The sequence below is a fragment of the Streptomyces sp. NPDC057543 genome (assembly GCF_042801895.1).
Classification (GTDB): domain Bacteria; phylum Actinomycetota; class Actinomycetes; order Streptomycetales; family Streptomycetaceae; genus Streptomyces.
The window spans coordinates 14,050-35,267 of sequence record NZ_JBHVFF010000053.1 but is presented as its reverse complement, the minus strand read 5'-3'; the positions used below and the strand labels follow the sequence as shown (position 1 = coordinate 35,267).

At 70.1% G+C, this 21,218-nt stretch carries 24 protein-coding genes; 17 read left to right on the top strand and 7 right to left on the bottom strand.

The annotated features are described in order from the left end of the window. Window positions 1–53: 53 nt before the first annotated feature. Together ACFU8Q_RS12155 and cofC are read right to left on the bottom strand one after the other, a co-directional pair. Window positions 54–257, bottom strand: coding sequence for a hypothetical protein (locus ACFU8Q_RS12155; protein ID WP_384451542.1), 204 nt, complete (start codon window positions 255–257; stop codon window positions 54–56). A 10-nt stretch (window positions 258–267) separates the two neighbouring features. Next, window positions 268–951, bottom strand: a complete 684-nt coding sequence (gene cofC / locus ACFU8Q_RS12150) for a 2-phospho-L-lactate guanylyltransferase (RefSeq protein WP_384451539.1) — start codon at window positions 949–951, stop codon at window positions 268–270. A 149-nt stretch (window positions 952–1,100) separates the two neighbouring features. Here cofC and ACFU8Q_RS12145 point away from each other — a divergent pair, with 149 nt between their 5' ends. The 3 genes from ACFU8Q_RS12145 to ACFU8Q_RS12135 all read left to right on the top strand — a co-directional run bounded on the left by ACFU8Q_RS12145 (window position 1,101) and on the right by ACFU8Q_RS12135 (window position 4,123). Beyond that, on the top strand, window positions 1,101–1,853 hold the full coding sequence (locus ACFU8Q_RS12145; RefSeq protein WP_384451536.1) for a lysophospholipid acyltransferase family protein: 753 nt from the start codon (window positions 1,101–1,103) through the stop codon (window positions 1,851–1,853). Then, window positions 1,850–2,860 (top strand): NAD(P)H-dependent glycerol-3-phosphate dehydrogenase, encoded by a 1,011-nt coding sequence (locus ACFU8Q_RS12140; RefSeq protein ID WP_384451533.1) that lies wholly within the window; start codon window positions 1,850–1,852, stop codon window positions 2,858–2,860. Before ACFU8Q_RS12145 ends, ACFU8Q_RS12140 begins: the two co-directional genes overlap by 4 nt. A gap of 105 nt (window positions 2,861–2,965) precedes the next feature. Beyond that, entirely contained in the window at window positions 2,966–4,123 is a 1,158-nt protein-coding gene (locus ACFU8Q_RS12135; protein ID WP_384451530.1) for a D-alanine--D-alanine ligase family protein, read from the top strand. Window positions 4,124–4,172: 49 nt separating this feature from the next. Here the strand turns inward: ACFU8Q_RS12135 and ACFU8Q_RS12130 are convergent, their stop codons facing one another. Both ACFU8Q_RS12130 and ACFU8Q_RS12125 read right to left on the bottom strand, forming a co-directional pair. After that, complete coding sequence (locus tag ACFU8Q_RS12130; protein ID WP_384451527.1) at window positions 4,173–4,661, bottom strand: DUF3515 domain-containing protein; 489 nt, start codon at window positions 4,659–4,661, stop codon at window positions 4,173–4,175. A gap of 20 nt (window positions 4,662–4,681) precedes the next feature. Next, window positions 4,682–4,915, bottom strand: coding sequence for an Lrp/AsnC family transcriptional regulator (locus tag ACFU8Q_RS12125; RefSeq protein WP_093899132.1), 234 nt, complete (start codon window positions 4,913–4,915; stop codon window positions 4,682–4,684). A gap of 324 nt (window positions 4,916–5,239) precedes the next feature. Here ACFU8Q_RS12125 and ACFU8Q_RS12120 point away from each other — a divergent pair, with 324 nt between their 5' ends. Further along, window positions 5,240–6,211, top strand: coding sequence for a thiamine-phosphate kinase (locus ACFU8Q_RS12120; RefSeq protein WP_384451524.1), 972 nt, complete (start codon window positions 5,240–5,242; stop codon window positions 6,209–6,211). Between the two features lie 9 nt (window positions 6,212–6,220). After that, the gene (thiD, locus tag ACFU8Q_RS12115) at window positions 6,221–7,027 is read left to right on the top strand and encodes a bifunctional hydroxymethylpyrimidine kinase/phosphomethylpyrimidine kinase (protein ID WP_384451521.1); all 807 of its coding nucleotides are present in this window, start codon (window positions 6,221–6,223) and stop codon (window positions 7,025–7,027) included. An 86-nt stretch (window positions 7,028–7,113) separates the two neighbouring features. Here the strand turns inward: thiD and rpmB are convergent, their stop codons facing one another. Next, window positions 7,114–7,299, bottom strand: a complete 186-nt coding sequence (gene rpmB, locus ACFU8Q_RS12110; RefSeq protein WP_030928661.1) for a 50S ribosomal protein L28 — start codon at window positions 7,297–7,299, stop codon at window positions 7,114–7,116. A gap of 260 nt (window positions 7,300–7,559) precedes the next feature. Between rpmB and ACFU8Q_RS12105 the strand changes: the two genes are divergently transcribed. The 9 genes from ACFU8Q_RS12105 (at window position 7,560) to mutM (ending at window position 17,147) form a co-directional block, all read left to right on the top strand. Then, window positions 7,560–9,179 (top strand): DAK2 domain-containing protein, encoded by a 1,620-nt coding sequence (locus tag ACFU8Q_RS12105; RefSeq protein WP_384451518.1) that lies wholly within the window; start codon window positions 7,560–7,562, stop codon window positions 9,177–9,179. A gap of 556 nt (window positions 9,180–9,735) precedes the next feature. Further along, complete coding sequence (gene recG, locus ACFU8Q_RS12100; RefSeq protein WP_384451516.1) at window positions 9,736–11,949, top strand: ATP-dependent DNA helicase RecG; 2,214 nt, start codon at window positions 9,736–9,738, stop codon at window positions 11,947–11,949. Window positions 11,950–12,045: 96 nt separating this feature from the next. Then, a complete protein-coding gene (gene rsmD, locus ACFU8Q_RS12095) occupies window positions 12,046–12,630 on the top strand; it encodes a 16S rRNA (guanine(966)-N(2))-methyltransferase RsmD (RefSeq protein WP_384451513.1) in 585 nt (194 codons plus the stop codon). Window positions 12,631–12,656: 26 nt separating this feature from the next. Continuing rightward, a complete protein-coding gene (gene coaD, locus ACFU8Q_RS12090) occupies window positions 12,657–13,136 on the top strand; it encodes a pantetheine-phosphate adenylyltransferase (protein WP_266752491.1) in 480 nt (159 codons plus the stop codon). Window positions 13,137–13,245: 109 nt separating this feature from the next. Continuing rightward, entirely contained in the window at window positions 13,246–14,325 is a 1,080-nt protein-coding gene (locus tag ACFU8Q_RS12085) for a cell division initiation protein (protein WP_384451510.1), read from the top strand. A gap of 178 nt (window positions 14,326–14,503) precedes the next feature. Next, the gene (locus ACFU8Q_RS12080) at window positions 14,504–15,175 is read left to right on the top strand and encodes a YceD family protein (RefSeq protein ID WP_384451508.1); all 672 of its coding nucleotides are present in this window, start codon (window positions 14,504–14,506) and stop codon (window positions 15,173–15,175) included. 2 nt (window positions 15,176–15,177) lie between these two features. Further along, window positions 15,178–15,351: a 50S ribosomal protein L32 gene (gene rpmF / locus ACFU8Q_RS12075; protein WP_003965982.1), complete on the top strand. Its 174-nt coding sequence runs from the start codon at window positions 15,178–15,180 to the stop codon at window positions 15,349–15,351. A gap of 19 nt (window positions 15,352–15,370) precedes the next feature. Further along, complete coding sequence (gene rnc, locus ACFU8Q_RS12070; RefSeq protein ID WP_384451505.1) at window positions 15,371–16,195, top strand: ribonuclease III; 825 nt, start codon at window positions 15,371–15,373, stop codon at window positions 16,193–16,195. An 82-nt stretch (window positions 16,196–16,277) separates the two neighbouring features. Further along, the gene (mutM, locus tag ACFU8Q_RS12065) at window positions 16,278–17,147 is read left to right on the top strand and encodes a bifunctional DNA-formamidopyrimidine glycosylase/DNA-(apurinic or apyrimidinic site) lyase (RefSeq protein ID WP_384451502.1); all 870 of its coding nucleotides are present in this window, start codon (window positions 16,278–16,280) and stop codon (window positions 17,145–17,147) included. Window positions 17,148–17,151: 4 nt separating this feature from the next. Here the strand turns inward: mutM and ACFU8Q_RS12060 are convergent, their stop codons facing one another. Beyond that, window positions 17,152–17,556: a winged helix-turn-helix transcriptional regulator gene (locus tag ACFU8Q_RS12060; RefSeq protein ID WP_384451499.1), complete on the bottom strand. Its 405-nt coding sequence runs from the start codon at window positions 17,554–17,556 to the stop codon at window positions 17,152–17,154. A 386-nt stretch (window positions 17,557–17,942) separates the two neighbouring features. Here ACFU8Q_RS12060 and ACFU8Q_RS12055 point away from each other — a divergent pair, with 386 nt between their 5' ends. Then, complete coding sequence (locus tag ACFU8Q_RS12055; protein WP_384451496.1) at window positions 17,943–18,212, top strand: hypothetical protein; 270 nt, start codon at window positions 17,943–17,945, stop codon at window positions 18,210–18,212. 35 nt (window positions 18,213–18,247) lie between these two features. Beyond that, the gene (locus ACFU8Q_RS12050) at window positions 18,248–18,487 is read left to right on the top strand and encodes a hypothetical protein (protein WP_384451493.1); all 240 of its coding nucleotides are present in this window, start codon (window positions 18,248–18,250) and stop codon (window positions 18,485–18,487) included. 1,225 nt (window positions 18,488–19,712) lie between these two features. Here the strand turns inward: ACFU8Q_RS12050 and ACFU8Q_RS12045 are convergent. Further along, window positions 19,713–20,666 (bottom strand): CAP domain-containing protein, encoded by a 954-nt coding sequence (locus ACFU8Q_RS12045; RefSeq protein ID WP_384451490.1) that lies wholly within the window; start codon window positions 20,664–20,666, stop codon window positions 19,713–19,715. 145 nt (window positions 20,667–20,811) lie between these two features. On the opposite strand from ACFU8Q_RS12045, the gene ACFU8Q_RS12040 reads away from it, so the two are divergent. Then, window positions 20,812–21,093 (top strand): acylphosphatase, encoded by a 282-nt coding sequence (locus ACFU8Q_RS12040; RefSeq protein WP_384451487.1) that lies wholly within the window; start codon window positions 20,812–20,814, stop codon window positions 21,091–21,093. Window positions 21,094–21,218: the final 125 nt, after the last annotated feature.

Genomic DNA, 21,218 nt, shown 5'->3' with positions numbered 1-21,218 from the left:
CCCCTCGGGGAGCCCGGCCCGCGGGCTGTCGCGGGCAGGGTGCGCCCGGCCGTTCAGAACGTCTGCAGGGTCACCAGGGTGATCCGCAGATCCGCCCCCTCGCCGACGCCTTCGATCCGCACCCGCTGCCCCGGACGCAGCAGCCGCAGCCCGCCCGCGTCGAAGGCCCGGGCGTCGAAGTCCACCGGGGTCCCGTCGTCGAGCAGCACACTGCCGGTGCGGGTCTCGGGGTCGTACGTGTACGAGGTCGCCTGCATGTACGGAAGCCTATCGGTCCAGCGGGGAGAGCCCCGCGGCCCAGTGCCCCGAGGTGTGCGCGCCGGTGCCCAGGGCCAGTGCCGCCCGCAGATCGTCGCCGGTGTCCACGTCCTGGCGGACCGAATCGATGCCGGTCAGCGTGATTTCCACCGCGCCGGAGTCCAGGTGCCGGGCCCGGGAAAGGCCGCCGAAAGCCGGACGCAATTCCACTCCCGGCGCTGCCGAAAGAAATGTTGTTCCGATTCCTGCCGCATCGGTGACAAATGCGCGTGGAAAAGCGGCAGAAAATTCGAGGACCCGGGCCAGTTCCGCGGGACGCAGCGCGGGCAGGTCCGCGTTGAGAGCGGCGACCGCAGCCCCCGGCCGCCCGGCCCGTGCGGTCCGCTCACCGTGTGCCAGGGCGGCGTTGAGCCCGCGATCCGGTTCGTCGGGCACGATGCGGGCCCCGAGGGCCGCGAGAGCCGCCCCCGCCTCCGTGTCGTCCGTGACGACCACCACATCCCGGACCGCCCGGCAGGACAGGGCGGCGGCCACGGTGTCCCGGGCGAACGCGAGGGCGAGCCGCGGGCGCAGTGCGGGGCCCGTCGCGGGCGCGAGCCTGCTCTTGGCCCGCGCCAAGGGCTTCAACGGGACGACCAGGGTCCAAGGACCGGCCGGGTCGGTGTTCGTGGCGATCTCCCCCTCGATGCGCATCGCCGCTTATTCTCGCCTGCCGGTGCGAGAACCCGGAGGGTCGGCCCCGAAAACGGGGCGTACGGTGTTCTCGACAGAGCAGGGGCCTGGGGCGAGACTTGACCGTCGGTAGCCAGGCAGAGTTCAGGTCCATAGAGGAAGGTGTCCGAGTGTCCCGCCGCAGAATCGGCTTCTGGTACCGCCTGGCGGCGGTGATCGCAAAACCGCCGCTGGTGGTTCTGTTCAAGCGTGACTGGCGGGGAATGGAAAACATTCCGGCCGACGGCGGATTCATCACTGCGGTCAATCACAACTCGTATCTGGACCCGCTTTCCTACGGACACTTCCAGTACAACACCGGACGTGTGCCGCGGCTTCTCGCGAAGGCCGGCCTCTTCAAGACCCCCTTTGTCGGAATGATGCTGCGCGGCACGGGACAGATCCCCGTGTACCGCGAGACGACCAACGCGCTGGACGCCTTCCGGGCCGCCGTCGACGCCATCGAGCGCGGCGAATGCGTCGCCTTCTACCCGGAGGGCACCCTCACCCGCGACCCCGACATGTGGCCGATGGCCGGCAAGACCGGCGCCGCCCGCGTCGCGTTGATGACGAAGGCCCCGGTCATCCCGGTCGCCCAGTGGGGTGCCAACCTCGCGATGCCGCCGTACGCCAAGGAGAACAAGCTCCGGCTCTTTCCCCGCAAGACCCTTCAGGTGCAGGCCGGACCGCCCGTCGACCTCTCCCGCTTCTACGACGAGGAGCCGACGCCCGACGTCCTGCGCGAGGCGACCGAGGTCATCATGGCCGCGGTGACCGCGCAGCTGGAGATCGTACGGGGCGAGAAGGCCCCCGCGGAGCCGTACGATCACCGCAAGGCCCGTGCAGAACAGCGGCGCAAGGCCGAAGGAAAGGGACCCAAGTGACGCACCCCGCAAAGGCAGCCGTCTTCGGAACCGGCTCATGGGGTACGGCCTTCGGCGTGGTTCTCGCCGACGCCGGCTGCGAGGTCACCCTCTGGGGCCGCCGCGCCGAAGTCGCCGAGGCCGTCAACACGACCCGTACCAACCCGGACTACCTGCCGGGAATTGAACTCCCCGCATCGATCCGGGCCACCACCGACGCCGCCGAGGCGCTGCACGGCGCCGACTACGCCGTGCTCGTGGTGCCCTCGCAGACCCTGCGCGCCAACCTCGCCGACTGGGCCCCGCACCTCGGCTCCGACACCGTCCTCGTTTCCCTGATGAAGGGCGTCGAACTCGGCACCGCGAAGCGGATGAGCGAGGTCATCGAGGACGTCACCAAGGTCACCCCGGACCGCGTCGCCGTCATCACCGGCCCCAACCTGGCCAAGGAGATCGCCGAACGCCGCCCCGCCGCGGCCGTCGTCGCCTGCCAGGACGAGTCCGTGGCCCAGCGCCTCCAGAGCGCCTGCCACACCTCGTACTTCCGCCCGTACACGATCACCGATGTGGTCGGCGCCGAACTCGGCGGCGCGGTCAAGAACGTCATCGGTCTCGCCGTGGGCATCGCCGACGGCATGGGCCTCGGCGACAACGCGAAGGGCTCGCTCATCACCCGGGGCCTCGCCGAGACGACCCGGCTCGGCCTCGCCATGGGCGCCGACCCGCTGACCTTCTCCGGTCTCGCGGGCCTCGGCGACCTGGTGGCGACCTGCTCCTCGCCGCTCTCGCGCAACCACACCTTCGGCACCAACCTCGGCCGCGGAATGACGCTCCAGGAGACGATCGCGGTCACGAAGCAGACCGCCGAGGGCGTCAAGTCCTGTGAATCGGTGCTCGATCTGGCGCGCAGGCACGGCGTCGACATGCCGATCACCGAGACGGTCGTCGGAATCGTCCACGAGGGCAAACCGCCCGTGGTCGCACTGGGCGAGCTCATGTCGCGCAGCGCGAAGCCCGAGCGACGCTGACGACGGGCAGGGGAAGCGGGCAGAGCGGTGAACGTTCGCGGTCACCGCTCCAGCGGCCCCGGCCACGCTGACGCGAGGGATACCAGCAGGTACGCTCAACGCGATATGAGCAGCGAGAACCTCCCCCAGAGCCCGGAGCAGCAGCTCCGCAAGCCGCGCGTGGCCGTCGTGTTCGGCGGCCGCAGCTCCGAACACGGCATCTCGATCGTCACGGCCGGCGCCGTCCTGAACGCCATCGACCGGACGAAGTACGACGTCCTGCCGATCGGCATCACGACGGACGGCCGCTGGGCGCTCACCGCCGACGAGCCCGAACGCATGGCCATCGCGGACCGGAAGATGCCGGACGTGGCCCAGCTGGCCGAGTCCGCCGAGGGCAGCGTGGTGCTCTCCGTCGACCCCGGCAGCCGTGAAGTGGTGTACAGCGAGCCCGGCTCGGTCCCCAAGGCGCTCGGCGAGGTCGACGTCGTCTTCCCCGTACTGCACGGCCCGTACGGCGAGGACGGCACCCTGCAAGGGCTCCTGGAGCTCTCCGGTGTGCCGTACGTCGGCGCCGGCGTGCTCGCCTCGGCCGTCGGCCAGGACAAGGACTACATGAAGCGGGTCTTCACCTCGTTCGGACTGCCGGTCGGCCCGTACGTCGTGGTGCGCCCCCGCGAATGGGACGCGGACCCCGCCGCCGCCCGCAAGCGCATCGTGGACTTCGCCGGGGACCACGGCTGGCCGCTCTTCGTCAAGCCTGCCCGGGCCGGCTCGTCCATCGGCATCACCAAGGTCGACGACCTCTCCGGTCTCGACGAGGCGATCGAGGAGGCCCGCCGCCACGACCCCAAGTTCCTCGTCGAGTCGCTGCTGCGGGGCCGCGAGATCGAGTGCGGGGTGCTGGAGTTCGAGGACGGTCCGCGCGCCAGCGTGCCCGCCGAGATCCCGCCGGTCACCTCGCACGACTTCTACGACTTCGAGGCCAAGTACATCGATTCGGCCTCCGGGATCGTGCCCGCCCCGCTCACCGAGGAGCAGACCGCCGAGGTCCAGCGGCTGGCGGTCGAGGCCTTCGAGGCCGTGTCCTGCGAGGGCCTGGTGCGCGCCGACTTCTTCCTCACCGAGGACGGCAGCTTCGTGATCAACGAGATCAACACCCTGCCGGGCTTCACCCCGATCTCCATGTACCCGCGGATGTGGCAGGAGAGCGGTGTGAGTTACCAGGAGCTGGTGGACCGGCTGATCCAGGCCGCGTTGAACCGGCCGACCGGCCTGCGCTGAGACGAGTCCCGCGCCGTAGGGCGTGCACTTCCGTCGCGGAGGGCACGCCCTACAGGCTGCTGGGCACCGTCTTCGTGATCACCGGGCCGAACGCGGCCAACGGGCTCGCGTCATGCGCGTACGCCGTCGAGAGACTCACCTCGACGTACGCCTTGCGGAAGGTGGTCGTAAAACGCGGACCGGCGTTTTCCGGCTGCTCCAGCAGCCAGTTGACGCCGTCCGCCTCGGTCCCCTTCGCCATGGGGTCGTCCATCTTCGCGGGCCGGGGGACACCGCAGCGCAGTACGATCGCTCCGTCCCCCCACTCGGCGATCAGTTCGGACTCCGTCCCGGTGTCATCGCGGTCGAGTCCGGCAACGGTCCTCGGCAGTTCCTTGTGCAGCGCGCGGCAGTAGGCTGCGGCTTCCGGAGACGGGCTGGGAACCGTGATCGACGCCGCGGCGTCCGTCGAGGAGCAGCCCGCCGCGGCCAGCAGCAGTGCGGCAACGGACGGACCGAGAAACACGGGATGGCGGAAGCGGCGGCGCGATGATGTCACCGGCCCAGCGTAGACGGGGACTACAGATGAACGACCGGGCAGGTCAGGGTTCGCGTGATGCCTTCCACTTGCTGGACCTTGGCGACCACCATGCGGCCGAGTTCATCGACCGTGTCGGCCTGGGCGCGCACGATCACGTCGTAGGGGCCGGTGACGTCCTCTGCCTGGATCACTCCCGGAACTTTGGCGATGGTCTCGGCGACGGTCGACGCCTTGCCCACCTCGGTCTGAATAAGGATGTACGCCTGTACCACGGAACCTCCAGGGCGGCCACGAGGATCGTGTGGGGATGGGAAAGGGACGCCACGGTATCGCGTTGCCGCGGACCGCGGGGAGACCTACGGGGCGGTTGACGTCCACAGCGTGGCGCACACACAGCACAAGTTGACGTATCTCTTGACAGTACCGACAGCAGAGACGGCCCGCGACCGCAAGCGCGACGGGGCGAAAGGGGGACGGGCATGGCGATGGGAACCGGTGCAGACTGCTCTCTGCGGCGGCCGGTCCACGGTCCGGACCCTCGGCCGCCGAAGCAGCCCGGACGGATGTCCGGCGCGATAGATGAGAGGTGAGACTCGGTGAAGGGAACCGTGGGCGAGTTGGGGGAGTTCGGGCTCATCAGGGAGCTGACTTCCCGGCTCACCACCACTCCGGCGGTACGGCTCGGCCCCGGCGACGACGCCGCGGTCGTGTCCGCTCCCGACCGCAGGGTCGTGGCCAGTACGGACATCCTGCTGGAGGGACGGCACTTTCGCCGCGACTGGTCGACCGCGTACGACGTCGGCCGAAAGGCCGCCGCCCAGAACCTCGCCGACATCGCCGCCATGGGGGCCGTGCCCACCGCGCTGCTGCTCGGCCTGGTCGTCCCCGCCGAACTCCCGGTCACCTGGGCCGGCGAGCTGATGGACGGCATCCGTGACGAGTGCCAGGTCGCCGGCGCGGCCGTGGTCGGCGGCGATGTCGTGGGCGGCGAGACGATCACCGTTTCGATCACCGCACTCGGCGATCTGCGCAACCACGAACCGGTCACCCGGTCCGGGGCCCAGCCCGGCGACGTCGTAGCCGTCACCGGCTGGCTCGGCTGGTCCGCCGCCGGTTACGCCGTGCTCTCCCGCGGCTTCCGCTCGCCCCGCGCCTTCGTCGAGGCCCACCGGCGCCCCGAACCGCCGTACCACGCGGGCCCCGCGGCCGCCGGGCTCGGCGCCACCGCGATGACGGACGTGAGCGACGGACTCGTCGCCGACCTCGGACACATCGCCGAGGCCAGCAAGGTCCGGATCGATCTGCGCTCCGGACTCATCGACATCCCCTCCCAGATGTCCGACATCGGGCAGGCCGTCGGCGTGGACCCGCTGCAGTGGGTACTCACCGGGGGAGAGGACCACGCGATCGTCGCCACCTTCCCGCCGGACGTGAAACTGCCCGCCCGCTGGAAGGTGATCGGCGAAGTCCTCAACCCCTCGGCGCTGCCGCAGGTGACGGTCGACGGGGCGCCCTGGACCAGCAAGGGCGGCTGGGATCATTTCGGCGGCATCGAGGACGCCCAGTAGATTCGGCGTATGCCCATATCTGCTGCCGTGCCCGCCCGTGTGCTCACCGTCGCCGGATCCGATTCCGGCGGTGGTGCGGGCATTCAGGCCGATCTGAAGACGATGTCCGCGTTCGGCGTGCACGGAATGAGCGTGCTGAGCGCCGTCACCGCCCAGAACTCGCTGGGCGTGCAGGGCACCTGGGAACTGCCCGCCGAGGCCGTACGCGCCCAGTACCGCAGCGTGGTGGACGACATCGGTGTGCAGGCGGTGAAGACCGGCATGCTGGCGTCGGCCGCGCTCGTGGAGACCGTGGCCGAACTCCTCGCGGGCACCGCGTCCCCCGTCGTCGTCGACCCGGTCGGGGTCTCCAAGCACGGAGATCCGCTGCTGGCCGCCGAGGCGCTCGATTCCGTACGGACGAAACTCCTGCCGATCGCCACGGTAGCCACCCCGAACCTGGACGAAGTGGCGCAGCTCACCGGCGTGCACGTCACGGACGAGACCGGAATGCGGCACGCCGCCACCGGGATACTGGCTTTCGGGCCGCGCTGGGTCGTCATCAAGGGCGGGCATCTGCCCGGCGAACCCGTCGATCTGCTGACGGACGGCACCGCGGAGCACTGGCTGCGCGCACCCAGGAACGACAACCGGCACACCCACGGCACCGGCTGCACGCTGGCCTCGGCGATCGCCTGCGGGCTGGCCCTGGGCCAGGACGTGCCCACGGCCGTACGAGGCGCGAAGGCGTACGTCACCGGGGCGATCGCGGCCGGATTCCCGCTGGGTGCCGGGATCGGCCCCGTCGACCACGGCTGGCGGACGCGCACCGGGTGAGGACGCCCCGCAGCACAGCAAAAAGCCGGCCCACCGAGGTGGACCGGCTTTTTGGGCAACCGGAAGGCTGCGCTACGACGGGAACGTCAGCGCGCGACCTTGCCGGCCTTGATGCACGAGGTGCAGACGTTGAGCCGCTTCGGCGTCCGACCGACCACGGCACGCACGCGCTGGATGTTGGGATTCCAGCGACGGGACGTACGGCGGTGCGAGTGCGAAATGTTGTTGCCGAAGCCCGGCCCCTTGCCGCAGACGTCGCAGTTGGCAGCCACGGGTCACTCCAAAGACTTCAGGTGCACTTACAGTGAATTCCGGCGCGCCGGATTCATTTGACTGAAGTGGCGGCACCGGAGGAATGGCCCGACTCTCATCGGGCAACCGAAGCAGCATACAACGGCCGCGTCGGTAGAACGAAACTACCATGGGTTCCGCCGCCCCCCGTCCCGCCCCTGTCGCCGCCGGACCCGGCGCGCGGGGACTACTCTGCGGTGCAGCCGGCCACCCACGGCCGATCTTCGAGGAGGACCGACAGGTGCCGCAGACCGCCGACGAGATGGACACCGTCGCGGTGCGTACCTGGTGCTCACTGGCGCTGGAGGCGCTGGGCCGGGAGCGCGAGGCGATCGACGCGATCAATGTGTACCCCGTCGCGGACGGGGATACCGGTACGAACCTCTATCTGACCGTCGAGTCCGCGAACCAGGCCGTCGAAGCCGTCTTCGCCGCCCACGAGACCGGCACGACCGTGCCCGTCGCCGCCGACGTGGTTCGGGCCATGGCGCACGGAGCGCTGATCGGTGCCCGCGGGAACTCCGGCACGATCCTGGCGCAGTTGCTGCGCGGGATGGCCGGGGTGCTGGCCGGCGGGCACGACGCGGACCACCTTCGCCGGGCGCTCACGAGCGCCGCGGCCGCCGCCAGGCAGGCCGTCGCCCACCCCGTCGAGGGCACCGTGCTCACCGTGGCCACCGCCGCCGCCGAGGCCGCCGGAAGCACGGCGGACGACGCCGGAACCGCGGCGGTGGCCCGGGCGGCGTACGAGGGGGCGCGGACGGCCCTGGAAGCGACCCCCGGCCAACTCGCCGTCCTCGGACGCGCCGGTGTCGTGGACGCCGGGGGACGGGGCCTGGTGACCGTGCTCGGGGCGCTCGTCGAAGCGGTCTCCGGGCGGGCGCCCGAGCGCACGCACGTGGCCGCGCCCGCCCTTCCGCTGCCGGACGACTGCGCGGTGGCCGACGCGGCGGGCGGGCCGGCCTTCGAGGTCATCTACCTGCTGGAGGCCACGGACGGCGCCGTGGACCGGCTGCGGACCCGGCTCGACGGACTCGGCGACTCGCTCGTCGTGGTGGGCGGCGACGGGCTGTGGAACGTCCACGTGCATGTCGACGACGCGGGTGCGGCGGTGGAGGCCGGTGTCGAGGCGGGGCGGCCGTACCGCATCCGGATCACCCACTTCGGCGCGGACCGGGTGCACCCCCACGCCGAACCCGTGCAGCGCGCGGTCGTCGTGGTGGTTCCCGGCGACGGGCTGCGCGGCCTGTGCAAGGAGGCCGGAGCGACGACGGTCCTGGCGCGCCCCGGAGAGCCGCCCGCCAGCGGCGAACTCGTCGACGCGATCCGCCGGGCGCACGCGCGCGAGGTGGTCCTGCTGCCCAACGACGCCGAGTTGCGCCACACCGCCGCTGCCGCCGCCGAACAGGCCCGCGCGGAGGGGGTCAGGGTCGCCCTGATCCCGACCCGGGCCGCCGTCCAGGGCATCGCGGCCCTCGCCGTCCACGAACCCGACCGCAGCTTCGACGAGGACGTGGTCGCGATGACCGCCGCGGCCGGTGCCACCCGCTATGCCGAACTGGCCGTGGCCGAGCGGCAGTCCTGGACCATGGCGGGCATCTGCCAGGCCGGCGACATCCTCGGCCTGATCGACGGTGACGTCGCGGTCATCGGCGAGGACGTACCGGAAACGGCGCGTAACGTGCTGGACCGCATGTTGGCGGCGGGCGGCGAACTGGTCACCCTGGTCCTCGGCGAGGACGTCCCCGACAGCCTCGCGGACGCGCTGGAGGAGCACGTGCGCGAGGGCTATCTGGCGGTCGACACGGTGGTGTACCGGGGCGGCCACCAGTGCGCTCCGCTGCTGATCGGGGTGGAGTAGCGCGGCACGGTCCCGCCCGGCACGGGCCGGTCACGGCCCCGTCCTGCACGGCCCCGTCCTGCACAGGGCTCAAGTGCCGGACGCTCCCCGCTCGTTGCGCCGGGGTCCCTCACTGGGAACGCGACGGGCTCGCGCGCCCCGGCGCGCGCCTCGCCGCGTTGTCGTCAGCCTTCCCCCACCCCGGCCCCGGACCACGTTCGACCCGGGGGCCGTGGTCAATCGCCGGACGGCCCGAATTGTTCAGGTACTTCAGCAATATTTCCGCCTCCAACCGGCGCGCCCGGCCCATCTCGTCCTGCGAGGATGTCGTACCGGAGCCTTCGGACTCTTCGGACTCGGAGTATTCGGGGGACACGGAATGCGCTGAAGTCTCAGACGTCCTCGCCGCAGCGCCGGTGGGGACTGGCGACGATGCGGGTCTTTCGGGCGGTCACGGGAAGGTGATCGCCAGCAGGACGCGTGGGAGCCGGTCCCAGGGGCGTGGCGACGATCCGTCCAGGGGATTCCGGCGTTCCGGGTGGTGCCCACCGGACATCTGTCAGTGGTGTGGTGTGCAATGGATCGCGTGTCTGCGTTCGATGAACCCCTCAAGAAGCTGCTCGGCGGAGCCACCGCGACGGTGATGGCCGACCATCTCGACCTGCACACGGTCGGTGATCTGCTGCACCACTACCCGCGACGGTACGAGGAGCGCGGCCGGCTCACGGCGCTGACCGACCTCCCGCTGGACGAGCACGTGACGGTGGTCGCCCAGGTCGCCGACGCCCGCATCATGATGTTCAACAACGGCCGCGGCAAGCGCCTCGAAGTGACCCTCACCGACGGCAGCGGCCGCCTCCAGCTCGTCTTCTTCGGCCATGGCGTCCACAAGCCGCACAAGGAACTGCTGCCCGGCCGGCGGGCGATGTTCGCGGGCAAGGTCTCCGTCTTCAACCGCAAGATGCAGCTGGCCCACCCCACGTACCAGCTGCTGGACGCCGAGTCCATCGACGGGGCCGAGGCCGCGGAAGCGGTGGACGCCTTCGCCGGGCGGCTGCTGCCGATCTACCCGGCCTGCAAGCAGCTGGACTCGTGGCGGATCGCCAAGGCCGTCGACACCGTGCTGCCCAGCGCGCGGGAGGCCGTCGACCCGCTGCCGCCGAGCCTGCGCGAGGGCCGCGGGTTCACCCCGCTCCCGGAGGCGCTGCTGAAGGTGCACCGCCCGCAGACCAAGGCGGACATCGCCCAGGCCAGGGACCGGCTGAAGTGGGACGAGGCCTTCGTCCTCCAGGTCGCGCTGGCCCGCCGCAGATACGCGGACACCCAGCTCCCGGCGGTCGCCCGGAAGCCCGCCCACGGCGGACTGCTCGACGCCTTCGACGCCAAGCTGCCGTTCACCCTCACCGAGGGGCAGCAGAAAGTCTCCCGGGAGATCTTCGACGACCTGGCGACCGAGCACCCGATGCACCGGCTCCTCCAGGGGGAGGTGGGCAGCGGGAAGACCATGGTCGCCCTGCGCGCGATGCTCGGCGTCGTCGACGCGGGCGGACAGGCCGCCATGCTCGCGCCCACCGAGGTGCTCGCCCAGCAGCACCACCGGTCCATCACGGAAATGATGGGCGAGCTGGCCGAGGGCGGCTTGCTGGGCGGCTCCGAGCAGGGCACCAAGGTCGTGCTGCTCACCGGCTCCATGGGCGTCGCGGCCCGCCGTCAGGCGCTGCTCGACCTCGTCACGGGCGAGGCCGGGATCGTGATCGGTACGCACGCGCTGATCGAGGACAAGGTGCAGTTCCACGACCTGGGCCTGGTCGTCGTCGACGAACAGCACCGCTTCGGGGTGGAACAGCGCGACGCGCTCCGGTCCAAGGGGAAGCAGCCGCCGCACCTGCTGGTCATGACCGCCACCCCCATTCCCCGTACGGTCGCCATGACCGTCTTCGGTGACCTGGAGACCTCCGTACTGGACCAGCTGCCCGCCGGCCGTTCGCCGATCGCCAGCCACGTCGTCCCCGCCAAGGACAAACCGCACTTCCTCAGCCGCGCCTGGGAACGGGTCCGGGAGGAGGTGGAGAGCGGGCACCAGGCATACGTGGTCTGCCCCCGCATCGGCGATGACGCCGAGGACGAGGCGGCAGGGAAGAAGGGGAAGAAGGCGACCGAGGACGACGGCGAGAAGCGCCCCCCGCTCGCCGTCCTGGAGATCGCCGAACAGCTTGCGAAGGGCCCGCTCGCCGGACTGCGCGTCGAGGTGCTGCACGGCAGGATGAACCCCGACGACAAGGACGACGTGATGCGCCGCTTCGCCGCGGGCCAGGTCGACGTCCTCGTCGCCACCACCGTCATCGAGGTCGGGGTCAACGTCCCCAACGCCACCGCGATGGTCATCATGGACGCCGACCGGTTCGGGGTCTCCCAGCTGCACCAGCTGCGCGGCCGGGTCGGCCGCGGCTCCGCCCCCGGACTCTGCCTGCTGGTCAGCGAGGCCCACGAGGCGAGTCCGGCCCGCGCCCGCCTGTCCGCCGTCGCCGCCACCCTCGACGGCTTCGAGCTGTCCCGGATCGACCTCGAACAGCGCCGTGAGGGCGATGTCCTCGGCCAGGCCCAGTCCGGGGTCCGCTCCTCGCTGCGGATGCTCACCGTCATCGACGACGAGGAGGTCATCGCCGCCGCCCGCGAGGAGGCCGCGGCGATCGTCGCCGCCGACCCGGAGCTGGAACGCCTGCCGGAGCTGCGGACCGCGCTGGACGCGCTGCTCGACAAGGAGCGCGAACAGTACCTCGACAAGGGGTGACGGGTGCGCGGGCCCGATCCGCCGCGACGCCATATCGTGGATGCCACGGCGCCGCAGCACCCTGCGGGCCACCCACGAACCGAGGACCAGACACCCATGACCCGCGTGATCGCCGGCTCGGCCGGCGGACGCCGCCTGGCCGTCCCGCCCGGCACCGGCACCCGCCCCACCTCCGACCGTGCACGCGAGGGCCTCTTCTCCACCTGGGAAGCCCTCCTGGGCAGCCTCCACGGCACCCGTATCGCGGATCTGTACGCGGGCTCCGGCGCCGTAGGCCTGGAAGCACTCTCGCGCGGCGCTGTCCACGCCCTGCTCGTCGAGACCGAACCCAGGGCCGTCCGCACCGTCCGGGACAACGTCCGCACGCTCGGCCTGCCCGGCGCCGAAGTCCGTACCGGCAAAGCCGAACAGATCGTGACAGGGCCGGCACCCGCGGAGCCCTACGACGTGGTGTTCCTGGACCCGCCATACGCCGTGACCGACGACGATCTTGGCGAGATTCTGCTCACACTCCGCACCCAGGGGTGGCTCGCAGTCGATGCGCTCGTCACCGTGGAACGCAGCACCAGAGGCGGAGAATTCAACTGGCCCAAGGGATTCGAGCCACTGCGGGCCCGCCGCTACGGCGAGGGAACGCTTTGGTACGGTCGCGCCGCCTCTACGTGCGAAGACGCACGATGACCGGACCGGAGAGCGAGGGAATCAAGTTGCGCCGCGCCGTCTGCCCGGGGTCGTTCGACCCCATCACCAATGGACACCTCGACATCATTGGCCGTGCCTCGAAGCTGTACGACGTCGTACATGTCGCGGTGATGATCAACCAGTCCAAGAAGGGCCTCTTCACGGTCGACGAGCGCATCGACCTGATCCGCCAGGTCACCGCGGACTTCGGCAACGTCCAGGTCGAGTCCTTCCACGGCCTCCTGGTCGACTTCTGCAAGCAGCGCGACATCCCGGCGATCGTGAAGGGCCTGCGGGCCGTCAGCGACTTCGACTACGAGCTGCAGATGGCGCAGATGAACAACGGCCTCTCCGGCGTCGAGACGCTCTTCGTGCCGACCAATCCCACCTACAGCTTCCTGTCGTCCTCCCTGGTCAAGGAGGTCGCCACCTGGGGCGGCGACGTCTCCCACCTGCTGCCCCCGGTGGTCCACGCGGCCCTCGTGGAGCGCCTGGGCGAGCGCTGATCCGGCGCCGAGTACCTGACGGACCGTCACCAGGTGTCGGGCAGGCGCCGACTGGCCGTACAGTCGTCCCGTCCGTCTCCAATCGGCAGTAGAGAGTGGCGAGCACACGGTGGACGTGCAGAAGAAGCTCGACGAGATCGTCGAGGCGGTCGGGAGCGCCCGGTCCATGCCCATGTCGGCTTCGTGCGTGGTCAACCGCGCCGAGCTGCTCGCGATGCTCGAAGAGGTGCGCGGGGCCCTGCCCGGCTCGCTCGCCCACGCCCAGGAGCTCATCGGCGGGCGGGAGCAGATGGTCGAGCAGGCCCGTCAGGAGGCCGAGCGGATCATCGAGGCCGCACACGCCGAACGCGCCTCGCTGATCTCCGGGACCGAGGTCGCCATGCAGTCCCGCACCGAGGCCGACCGCATCCTCGGTGAGGCCCGCCGGGAGGCCGAGGAGGTCCGCGCCGAGGCCGACGAGTACGTCGACAGCAAGCTCGCCAACTTCGAGGTCGTCCTCACCAAGACCATCGGCTCCGTCGACCGGGGCCGCGAGAAGCTCCTCGGCCGCGGCCAGGCCTTCGACGAGCAGGGATACGAGGACCCGGACTTCGCCGAGGCCCCCGAGCGCAGCACCGACCCGGCCACGCTCCAGCGTCGCGCCGACGAGTACGTCGACACCAAGCTCGGCGCCTTCGAGGCCGTGCTCGCCAAGACTCTGGAGGCGGTCGGCCGCGGCCGGCAGAAGCTGCACGGCCGGGTCGCCACCGACGAACTCGGCGTCCACATGGCCGCCCAGGACGCGGCGGGCAACCAGGTCCGCATGAGCGACGAGGACCACTGGGCCGGCCTCGCCGAGCTCGCCACCCCGGAGCCGCAGCCGGTGCACCAGCAGCTCCAGCCGCACTTCCCCGCCCAGGACCGGCCGGACTACGCGGAGGCGTACGCGTACCAGGAGCAGCCGCAGCAGGACGTCTACGGGTACCAGCAGCAGCCCGACCCGTACGCCGCGTATCAGCAGCAGGGCTACGACCAGAGCCAGGCCCAGGCCCAGATCCCGGTCCAGGGGTACGACGGCTGGCAGCAGCAGCCCATGCAGCCCCAGCAGGCGCTCCAGCCGCAGGGCGAGAGCGCCCTCGACGAGACCAGCCTGTTCGACACCAGCATGATCGACCTGAACCAGCTGCGCCGGTACGAGCAGGAACACTGACCGGTCGCGACGGCGGCCCGGTCGCCACGGCGTCCGGGCCGTACCGGGTTCCGGTGGACCGGATTGGGAGCTGGGCGGCGCGTCCAGTATCCTGGCTCTTCGGTCGCGCATGTCCGCGATCCAGGCTGCCCGTTTCGCATCCGAAATCGGGCGGCCCTCCCCACGCTGTGTGATGCACATGATTTCGAAAGCAGGAAAAGCCCTGAACGGCCACCTCGACCACCGAAACCCTCTCGTGTTCGATACGCACGAGCTGGGTCGGCGTCCCGGTGCCCTCCAGCGGCTGACCCGCACGGTGGACGCACCCGGCTCACCGCCCCTCGGCATCGACGAGGTCATCGGTGTGCCGGAAGGCGCACCCGTGGAGCTGGAACTCCGTCTCGAATCGGTCATGGAGGGGGTGCTTGTCACAGGCACCGCCCGTGCGTCGGCCGAGGGGGAGTGCGTAAGGTGTCTGGAGCCGCTGCGCCTTGAGGTTGCGGCGGACTTCCAGGAGATGTTCTCGTACCCTGACGCCGATGACCGGGGCCGCAGCCACAAGGCGGAACCGGCCGACGACGCCGAGGACGACGAGGACAGGCTCTTCATCGAGGACGGCCTGTTCGACCTCGAACCGGTGCTGCGCGATGCGGTGGTGCTCGCACTGCCGATGCAGCCGGTGTGCCGGGAGTCCTGCGCCGGTCTGTGTTCCGAATGCGGAATCAGGCTGGACGAGAATCCCGGTCACCACCACGATGCCGTCGACATCCGTTGGGCGGCATTGCAAGGACTCGCCGACACCGTTCAGGACGGCGAGAAGGACAACATGGGCGGCGCCGAAGCGGGCGTCGACGAGAAGCAGGAGAAGTAGCCGTGGCTGTTCCGAAGCGGAAGATGTCGCGCAGCAACACGCGCCACCGCCGGTCGCAGTGGAAGGCTGCGGTCCCCACCCTGGTTTCGTGCGAGCGTTGCCAGGAGCCGAAGCTGCAGCACATCGCGTGCCCCAGCTGCGGCACGTACAACAAGCGCCAGGTCCTCGAGGTCTGAGCGGCTGGTGAGAGGCCCGATGTCTGAGTTGTCCAACGCCAAGAAGCAGGCAGACAACGTCAACACAGCCTCGTCCCACACGCTTCTGGAAGGGCGGCTCGGGTATCACCTCGAGTCCGCCCTTCTGGTGCGTGCGCTGACCCATCGCTCGTACGCGTACGAGAACGGCGGTCTGCCGACCAACGAGCGGCTCGAATTCCTCGGGGATTCGGTGCTCGGTCTGGTCGTCACGGACACGCTGTACCGCACCCACCCCGACCTGCCCGAAGGCCAGCTGGCCAAATTGCGGGCCGCGGTGGTCAACTCGCGTGCACTTGCGGAAGTGGGCCGCGGCCTCGAACTCGGCTCCTTCATCCGGCTCGGCCGCGGTGAAGAGGGCACGGGCGGCAGGGACAAGGCGTCCATCCTCGCCGACACCCTTGAAGCGGTGATCGGCGCGGTCTATCTCGACCAGGGCCTCAGCGCGGCCTCGGAGCTGGTCCACCGGCTCTTCGACCCGCTGATCGACAGGTCCTCCAACCTCGGTGCCGGCCTGGACTGGAAGACCAGCCTCCAGGAACTCACCGCGAGCGAGAGCCTCGGCGTTCCCGAGTACCTCGTCACGGAGACCGGCCCGGACCACGAGAAGACCTTTACTGCTGCTGCTCGCGTCGGTGGTGTCTCGTACGGCACCGGCACCGGCCGTAGCAAGAAGGAAGCGGAGCAGCAGGCGGCGGAGTCCGCCTGGCGTGAGATCAGCGCCGCCGCGGAAGCGCGGGAGGCCGCGGCGAAGGCCGCTGCCGACGGAGGGGCCGCCGACACCCCTGCCGACCCGTCGCCGTCCCCGGACGTCGCTCCGGCCTGACCCTGAAAACCCCCCGGTGCCCGGCGCACCGGGGGGTTTTCGCTGCCCGGATACCCTGGAAACGTCCCTGAGGAGCCACACTGTGCCCGAGCTGCCCGAGGTCGAAGTCGTACGGCGGGGTCTTGAGCGCTGGGTCACCGGCCGGACGGTCGGAGACGTCCAGGTGCTGCATCCGCGTGCGGTCCGTCGTCACCCCGCGGGTGGTGTGGACTTCGCGGCCCGGCTGGGGGGTGCCCGCCTCGGCCCGGCCATGCGGCGCGGCAAATACCTCTGGGTGCCGCTGGACGACGCGTCCAACTCGCTGCTGGGCCACCTCGGCATGAGCGGTCAACTGCTCGTACAGCCGCAGGACGCCCCCGACGAGAAGCATCTGCGCATCCGGATCCGCTTCCAGGACTCGCTCGGCACCGAGCTGCGCTTCGTCGACCAGCGGACGTTCGGTGGGCTCTCGCTCCACGAATGCGCCGCGGACAGCACGGACGGGCTGCCCGACACCATCGCGCACATCGCCCGCGACCCCCTGGATCCGGCCTTCGACGACGCGGCGTTCCACGCGGCCCTGCGGCTGCGCCGTACGACGATCAAGCGCGCCCTGCTCGACCAGTCGCTGATCAGCGGAGTCGGCAACATCTACGCGGACGAGGCGCTCTGGCGCGCCAGGCTGCACTACGACCGCCCGACCTCGACCCTCACCCGCCCCAAGTCGGCCGAGCTGCTGGGCCACGCCCGCGACGTGATGAACGCGGCGCTCGACCAGGGCGGCACCAGCTTCGACAGCCTCTACGTCAATGTGAACGGCGAGTCCGGCTACTTCGACCGCTCCCTCGACGCGTACGGGCGGGAGGGCGAGCCCTGTCACCGTTGCGGTACGCCGATACGCCGCCGGGCGTGGATGAACCGCTCCAGCTACTTCTGCCCGCGCTGCCAGCGGCCGCCGCGCGCCGATTCCTAGGCCCTTAGGACCGGACTTCCGGGCGCGGGCGGGTCTCGTCGTACCGGTCGCGAGCCCGGAGCACCTCGGGCATCCGGCCCTCGACGAGCTCGATCAGGGCGAGCAGCCGTTCGGCGACCTGCCGGCCCAGGGGCGTCAGCTCGTAGTCGACGCGTGGTGGATTGGTCGGCTGGGCCTCGCGGTGGACGAGACCGTCCCGCTCCAGGGCGTGGAGCGTCTGCGAGAGCATCTTCTCGCTCACCCCGTCGACCCGACGACGGAGCTCGTTGAAGCGGAAACTGCCGTCGTGCAGAGCTCCCAGCGTCAGACTGCCCCAGCGGCCGGTGACATGCTCCAGGGTGCCGCGCGAGGGGCACTGCCTGGAGAACACGTCGAAGGCGAGCGCGTCCAGACGGGTCTTCTCGTCCATCCCGACAGCCTACGCCCGCACAGCGCTCGCTGCCGGGGTGCGCTTTCTCCGGGTGAGCGGCAGACCGTGGTTCAAAAGTCTAAGAAGTGACGCGGCACCTCCTGACCTGCACGCACTCCAGCCGCCGCCCTTCTGGCCTGCGGGTCAGCGGCCGTCCGTTGTCCTCGCCTGTCATCGTTGAGTCCCCTCCCACGGCCCAGAGACGGCCGCAGTCGGATGTATCGGGGTCACGGTTACCGTCCGGCTGTTCTCCTGGAGGTTCAGGACCAGGTGGCAGGATGCCGTGCCATGACCGCACCGATCAGTGAGTCGTGGACGCGAATCGACAACTGGCTGGCCGAGCACACCCCGGCGACCTACGCTGCGCGGCGCCGCCCGCGGATCCGGTGGACATCGCCGCGGCCGAACGCGTCATCGGCCGGCCACTGCTGAAGCCCTTGGTGCTGTCGTTGTCGCGGCACGACGGTCTCCTCGACCAGCGGGTCTCGCTGCTGCCGGGGTTCTACAGACCGATGAGTGCACGCGAAATAGCGGCTGAGTGGCAACTTTTCACCGGGTTCTACGACAAGCGCACGGCGGATGAGGAAGGAGAAGAGGCGGACTACGACTTCATGAAGATCGGGTCAGCAACGTCCTGTACGGACATCCGCAGTTGATCCCCATCGCGCGGGACGTCCGCGGGGGTTGCCTCGTGCTGGACCACCGTCCCGAGATCGACCGGGGGCGCGTCCACGAAGCCGAGGCCGGGCAAGGCCTTATGCGCGGATCAGACCAGATGTGGACGTCCCTGCCGGTACTCATGGAGACGATCGCCACGTCTCTCGAGAGCAACCAGCCCCTCAACGACTACACGCCCGTAGTGGACGAGGAGCAGAGGCGGTACTGGGACTTCATACCGCTGCGCAGTGACCGGACCCTGCATCGGTCATGACGCAACCGGCAGCCGAGGCGCGATCGTCTCGGCAAGTGCCGCCGATATCGCCGCCCCGTCAGCCGCCCGGTCCTCCACTGCCGAAAGCCCCGCCGGTGTCATCCTTTCGCGCGTCCCTTGGCGAAGAGGGCCGGTTGAGCTCGTACGGGCTGAGACCTTCCCCGAAATCATCTGGATCCCTCAGCAGCCGGGTTTGGGGCGAATGGTCGGCCCGTGGTTCCTGTTGTTGTGCTCGTGCCCGACGGCGCTTGTCCCACCAGAGGAGGCCAAGCAGAACAGCTACTACGACCACGGCTATGCCGAGGGGGAAGATCCAGCGCACGGCCGAGGCGGCCACTGTGATGTCACCGATGGGCACCTGGCTCACGTAGTGGCTCATCTGGCCCACGTCCTTCCTGAGGGGATTCCACCGCTCACAAGGCGAGGCAGAGGCTTCCGCTCATTGGAGAGAGAGCCCGCGACGGCCGGAGCCGTGGGAAACGTCAATCCCGCCGCCCTCGGCGGCTACCAATGTCGCGGGGCCCGCCTGAACTGGACGTCCGGCAAGGCTCAAGCTCCTTGATAAGTCTACGGCGGGGAGGTACGGGTGCCGCTCCCCGCCCGCCCGCACGGTGACACGCCCCTGGCGGGTCCGAGTGAGTGTGGTCAGGTGATCCAGGTACTCGCGGCCTGCCGTCTCCGTCGCGTAGTCGCGATTGATGACGCTGCAAGCTCACGGCTGACCCTGAGCAGAGCAGGCAGAGGCTGGCGGTCACCTTTTAGCGCCCACCCGCCGTAATTCACGGCCTGGTCCAAGTCGCCTTGCGGGGCTGCGACCACGCCGAGAGTGATCTGCGCCTCCGCCATACGCATGGGTGATCGCTCGGAGCCGTAGAAGTCAGTGTCCGCCCGGATCACCTCGCGGGCGGGGTTCTCGGCGAAGCAGATCGCCAGTCGCGTCCGGCTCTACGCGCTGCTGGTGTGGTCACCGGGCGGGACAACGGAATGCGTGCACTGGGGCACTTCTACGCGTCCGTGCTTCTGGGCGCGGGGAAGGTCATCAAGGCTCTCGGTGAATACCTCGGAAACCATGACCCCGGCTTCACGCTGCGGACCCACACGCATCCGATGCCGTCGAGGGAGACTCGTACGCGGGCCGCCGTAGACACAGTTCGGGCCGCCTCGGTTGCCGATAACGGCCCCGAGACGGCCCAAGGAAGCTGACAGGTCGCTGACCGTGGAAATCTCAGAAGCCGAAGTCCTGGGTCCACCAGGGGCCGCCCGCGCCGAAGTGCACGCCGACGCCGAGCGTCTTGTAGTCGCAGTTGAGAATGTTTGCCCGGTGGCCGTCGCTGTTCATCCAGGCGTCCATCACGGCCTGTGCGTCGGCCTGGCCGCGGGCGATGTTCTCGCCGCCGAGCCCCTGCACCCCGGCTGCGGAGGCGCGGTCCCAGGGGGTCCGGCCATCGGGGTCGGTGTGGTCGAAGAAGCCTCGGGCAGCCATGTCGTCGCTGAAATTCTGGGCGAGCGAGGCCAGTGTGGCGCTGGCCGTCACGGGGCTGCAGCCGACCTTCGAGCGCTCCTGGTTGACGAGGGCGAGCACGGCGGCCTGAGCGGAGGTGGCGGCGGCCGGCGCCGCGGACCTGCGGGCGGCCGGAGCGGAGGAGGCGGGGGCCTCCGGAGCGGCAGAAGACTTCTCGGCCGTGGCCGGCGCGGCGCTCTTCGAGGCTTCCGGCGCGGCGGCCTTCGACGACGTCGGTGAGGTGGGCGACGGGGACTCCGTCCGCCCGGCGGACCCGGACGTCCTCGACGGCGTGGCGGACGACGGGGATCCGGCGGGTGACCCCGCCTTCGTCGGGCCGTCGGCCCGCCCGGCACCGCGACTGGCCTGGGCGGACGCACCGGCGCGGTCGGCAGGCGCAGTGGTCGATCCGTCCCGGCCCAGCAGATCCGGGGCCCCTTCGGTACGCACCTGGTCCGCGGCCGGGCCACTGCCGACCGAGTAGGTGTCGCCGCCCGGCAGCAGGCCGGAGGCGACCGCAACGGCCCCCACGGCGAGGGCGGCGGAGACGCCGATCAGGCCGGTACGAACAGGTGTCCCAGTCCGCTTCCCGTGGCGCGTCCCGCGGTGGCGCCCCGGGTCCCCCGCCGCGCGGTCCTGAACGGCAGGAGCTACGGCGGAGCGTCGATGGCGTCCCATCTGCTGAGCCCTTCTGACGGTCTGGACGCCGGTCTCGGCGTCAATGTGCTTCACCCGATCGGGTGAGGTTATTGCGACGGGACTGTACGCCATGGCTTCTCGGCAGGAAGTGCTCCGCGGGCAATCAGCCGGTTAGCGTTCAGGCATGAACGAAGACGTACGGCTCACCGCCTGGGTACGCGGCCGAGTACAGCAAGTAGGGTTCCGCTGGTTCACCAGGGCAAATGCTCTGGAGATCGGCGGTCTCACCGGCTTCGCCGTCAATCTCGACGACGGCAGGGTGCAGGTCGTCGCCGAGGGACGACGTGAGAATTGCCACCGCCTGCTGGACTGGTTGCGCTCGGACGACACACCCGGGCGCGTCGACGGAGTCACTGAGATATGGGACACCCCGCGCGGCGGTTACAACGGCTTCGCGATCCGCTGATCGGGGCCCGGTCCGGCTCCGGATCGGCGGCCGTGTTCGGAACGTGTTCGAAAGATGGCGTGGGGTGAGACGGCGGGGTGCTCATCTGCGTACACATGAAATGACCTGCGAAATGACCCGGTGGT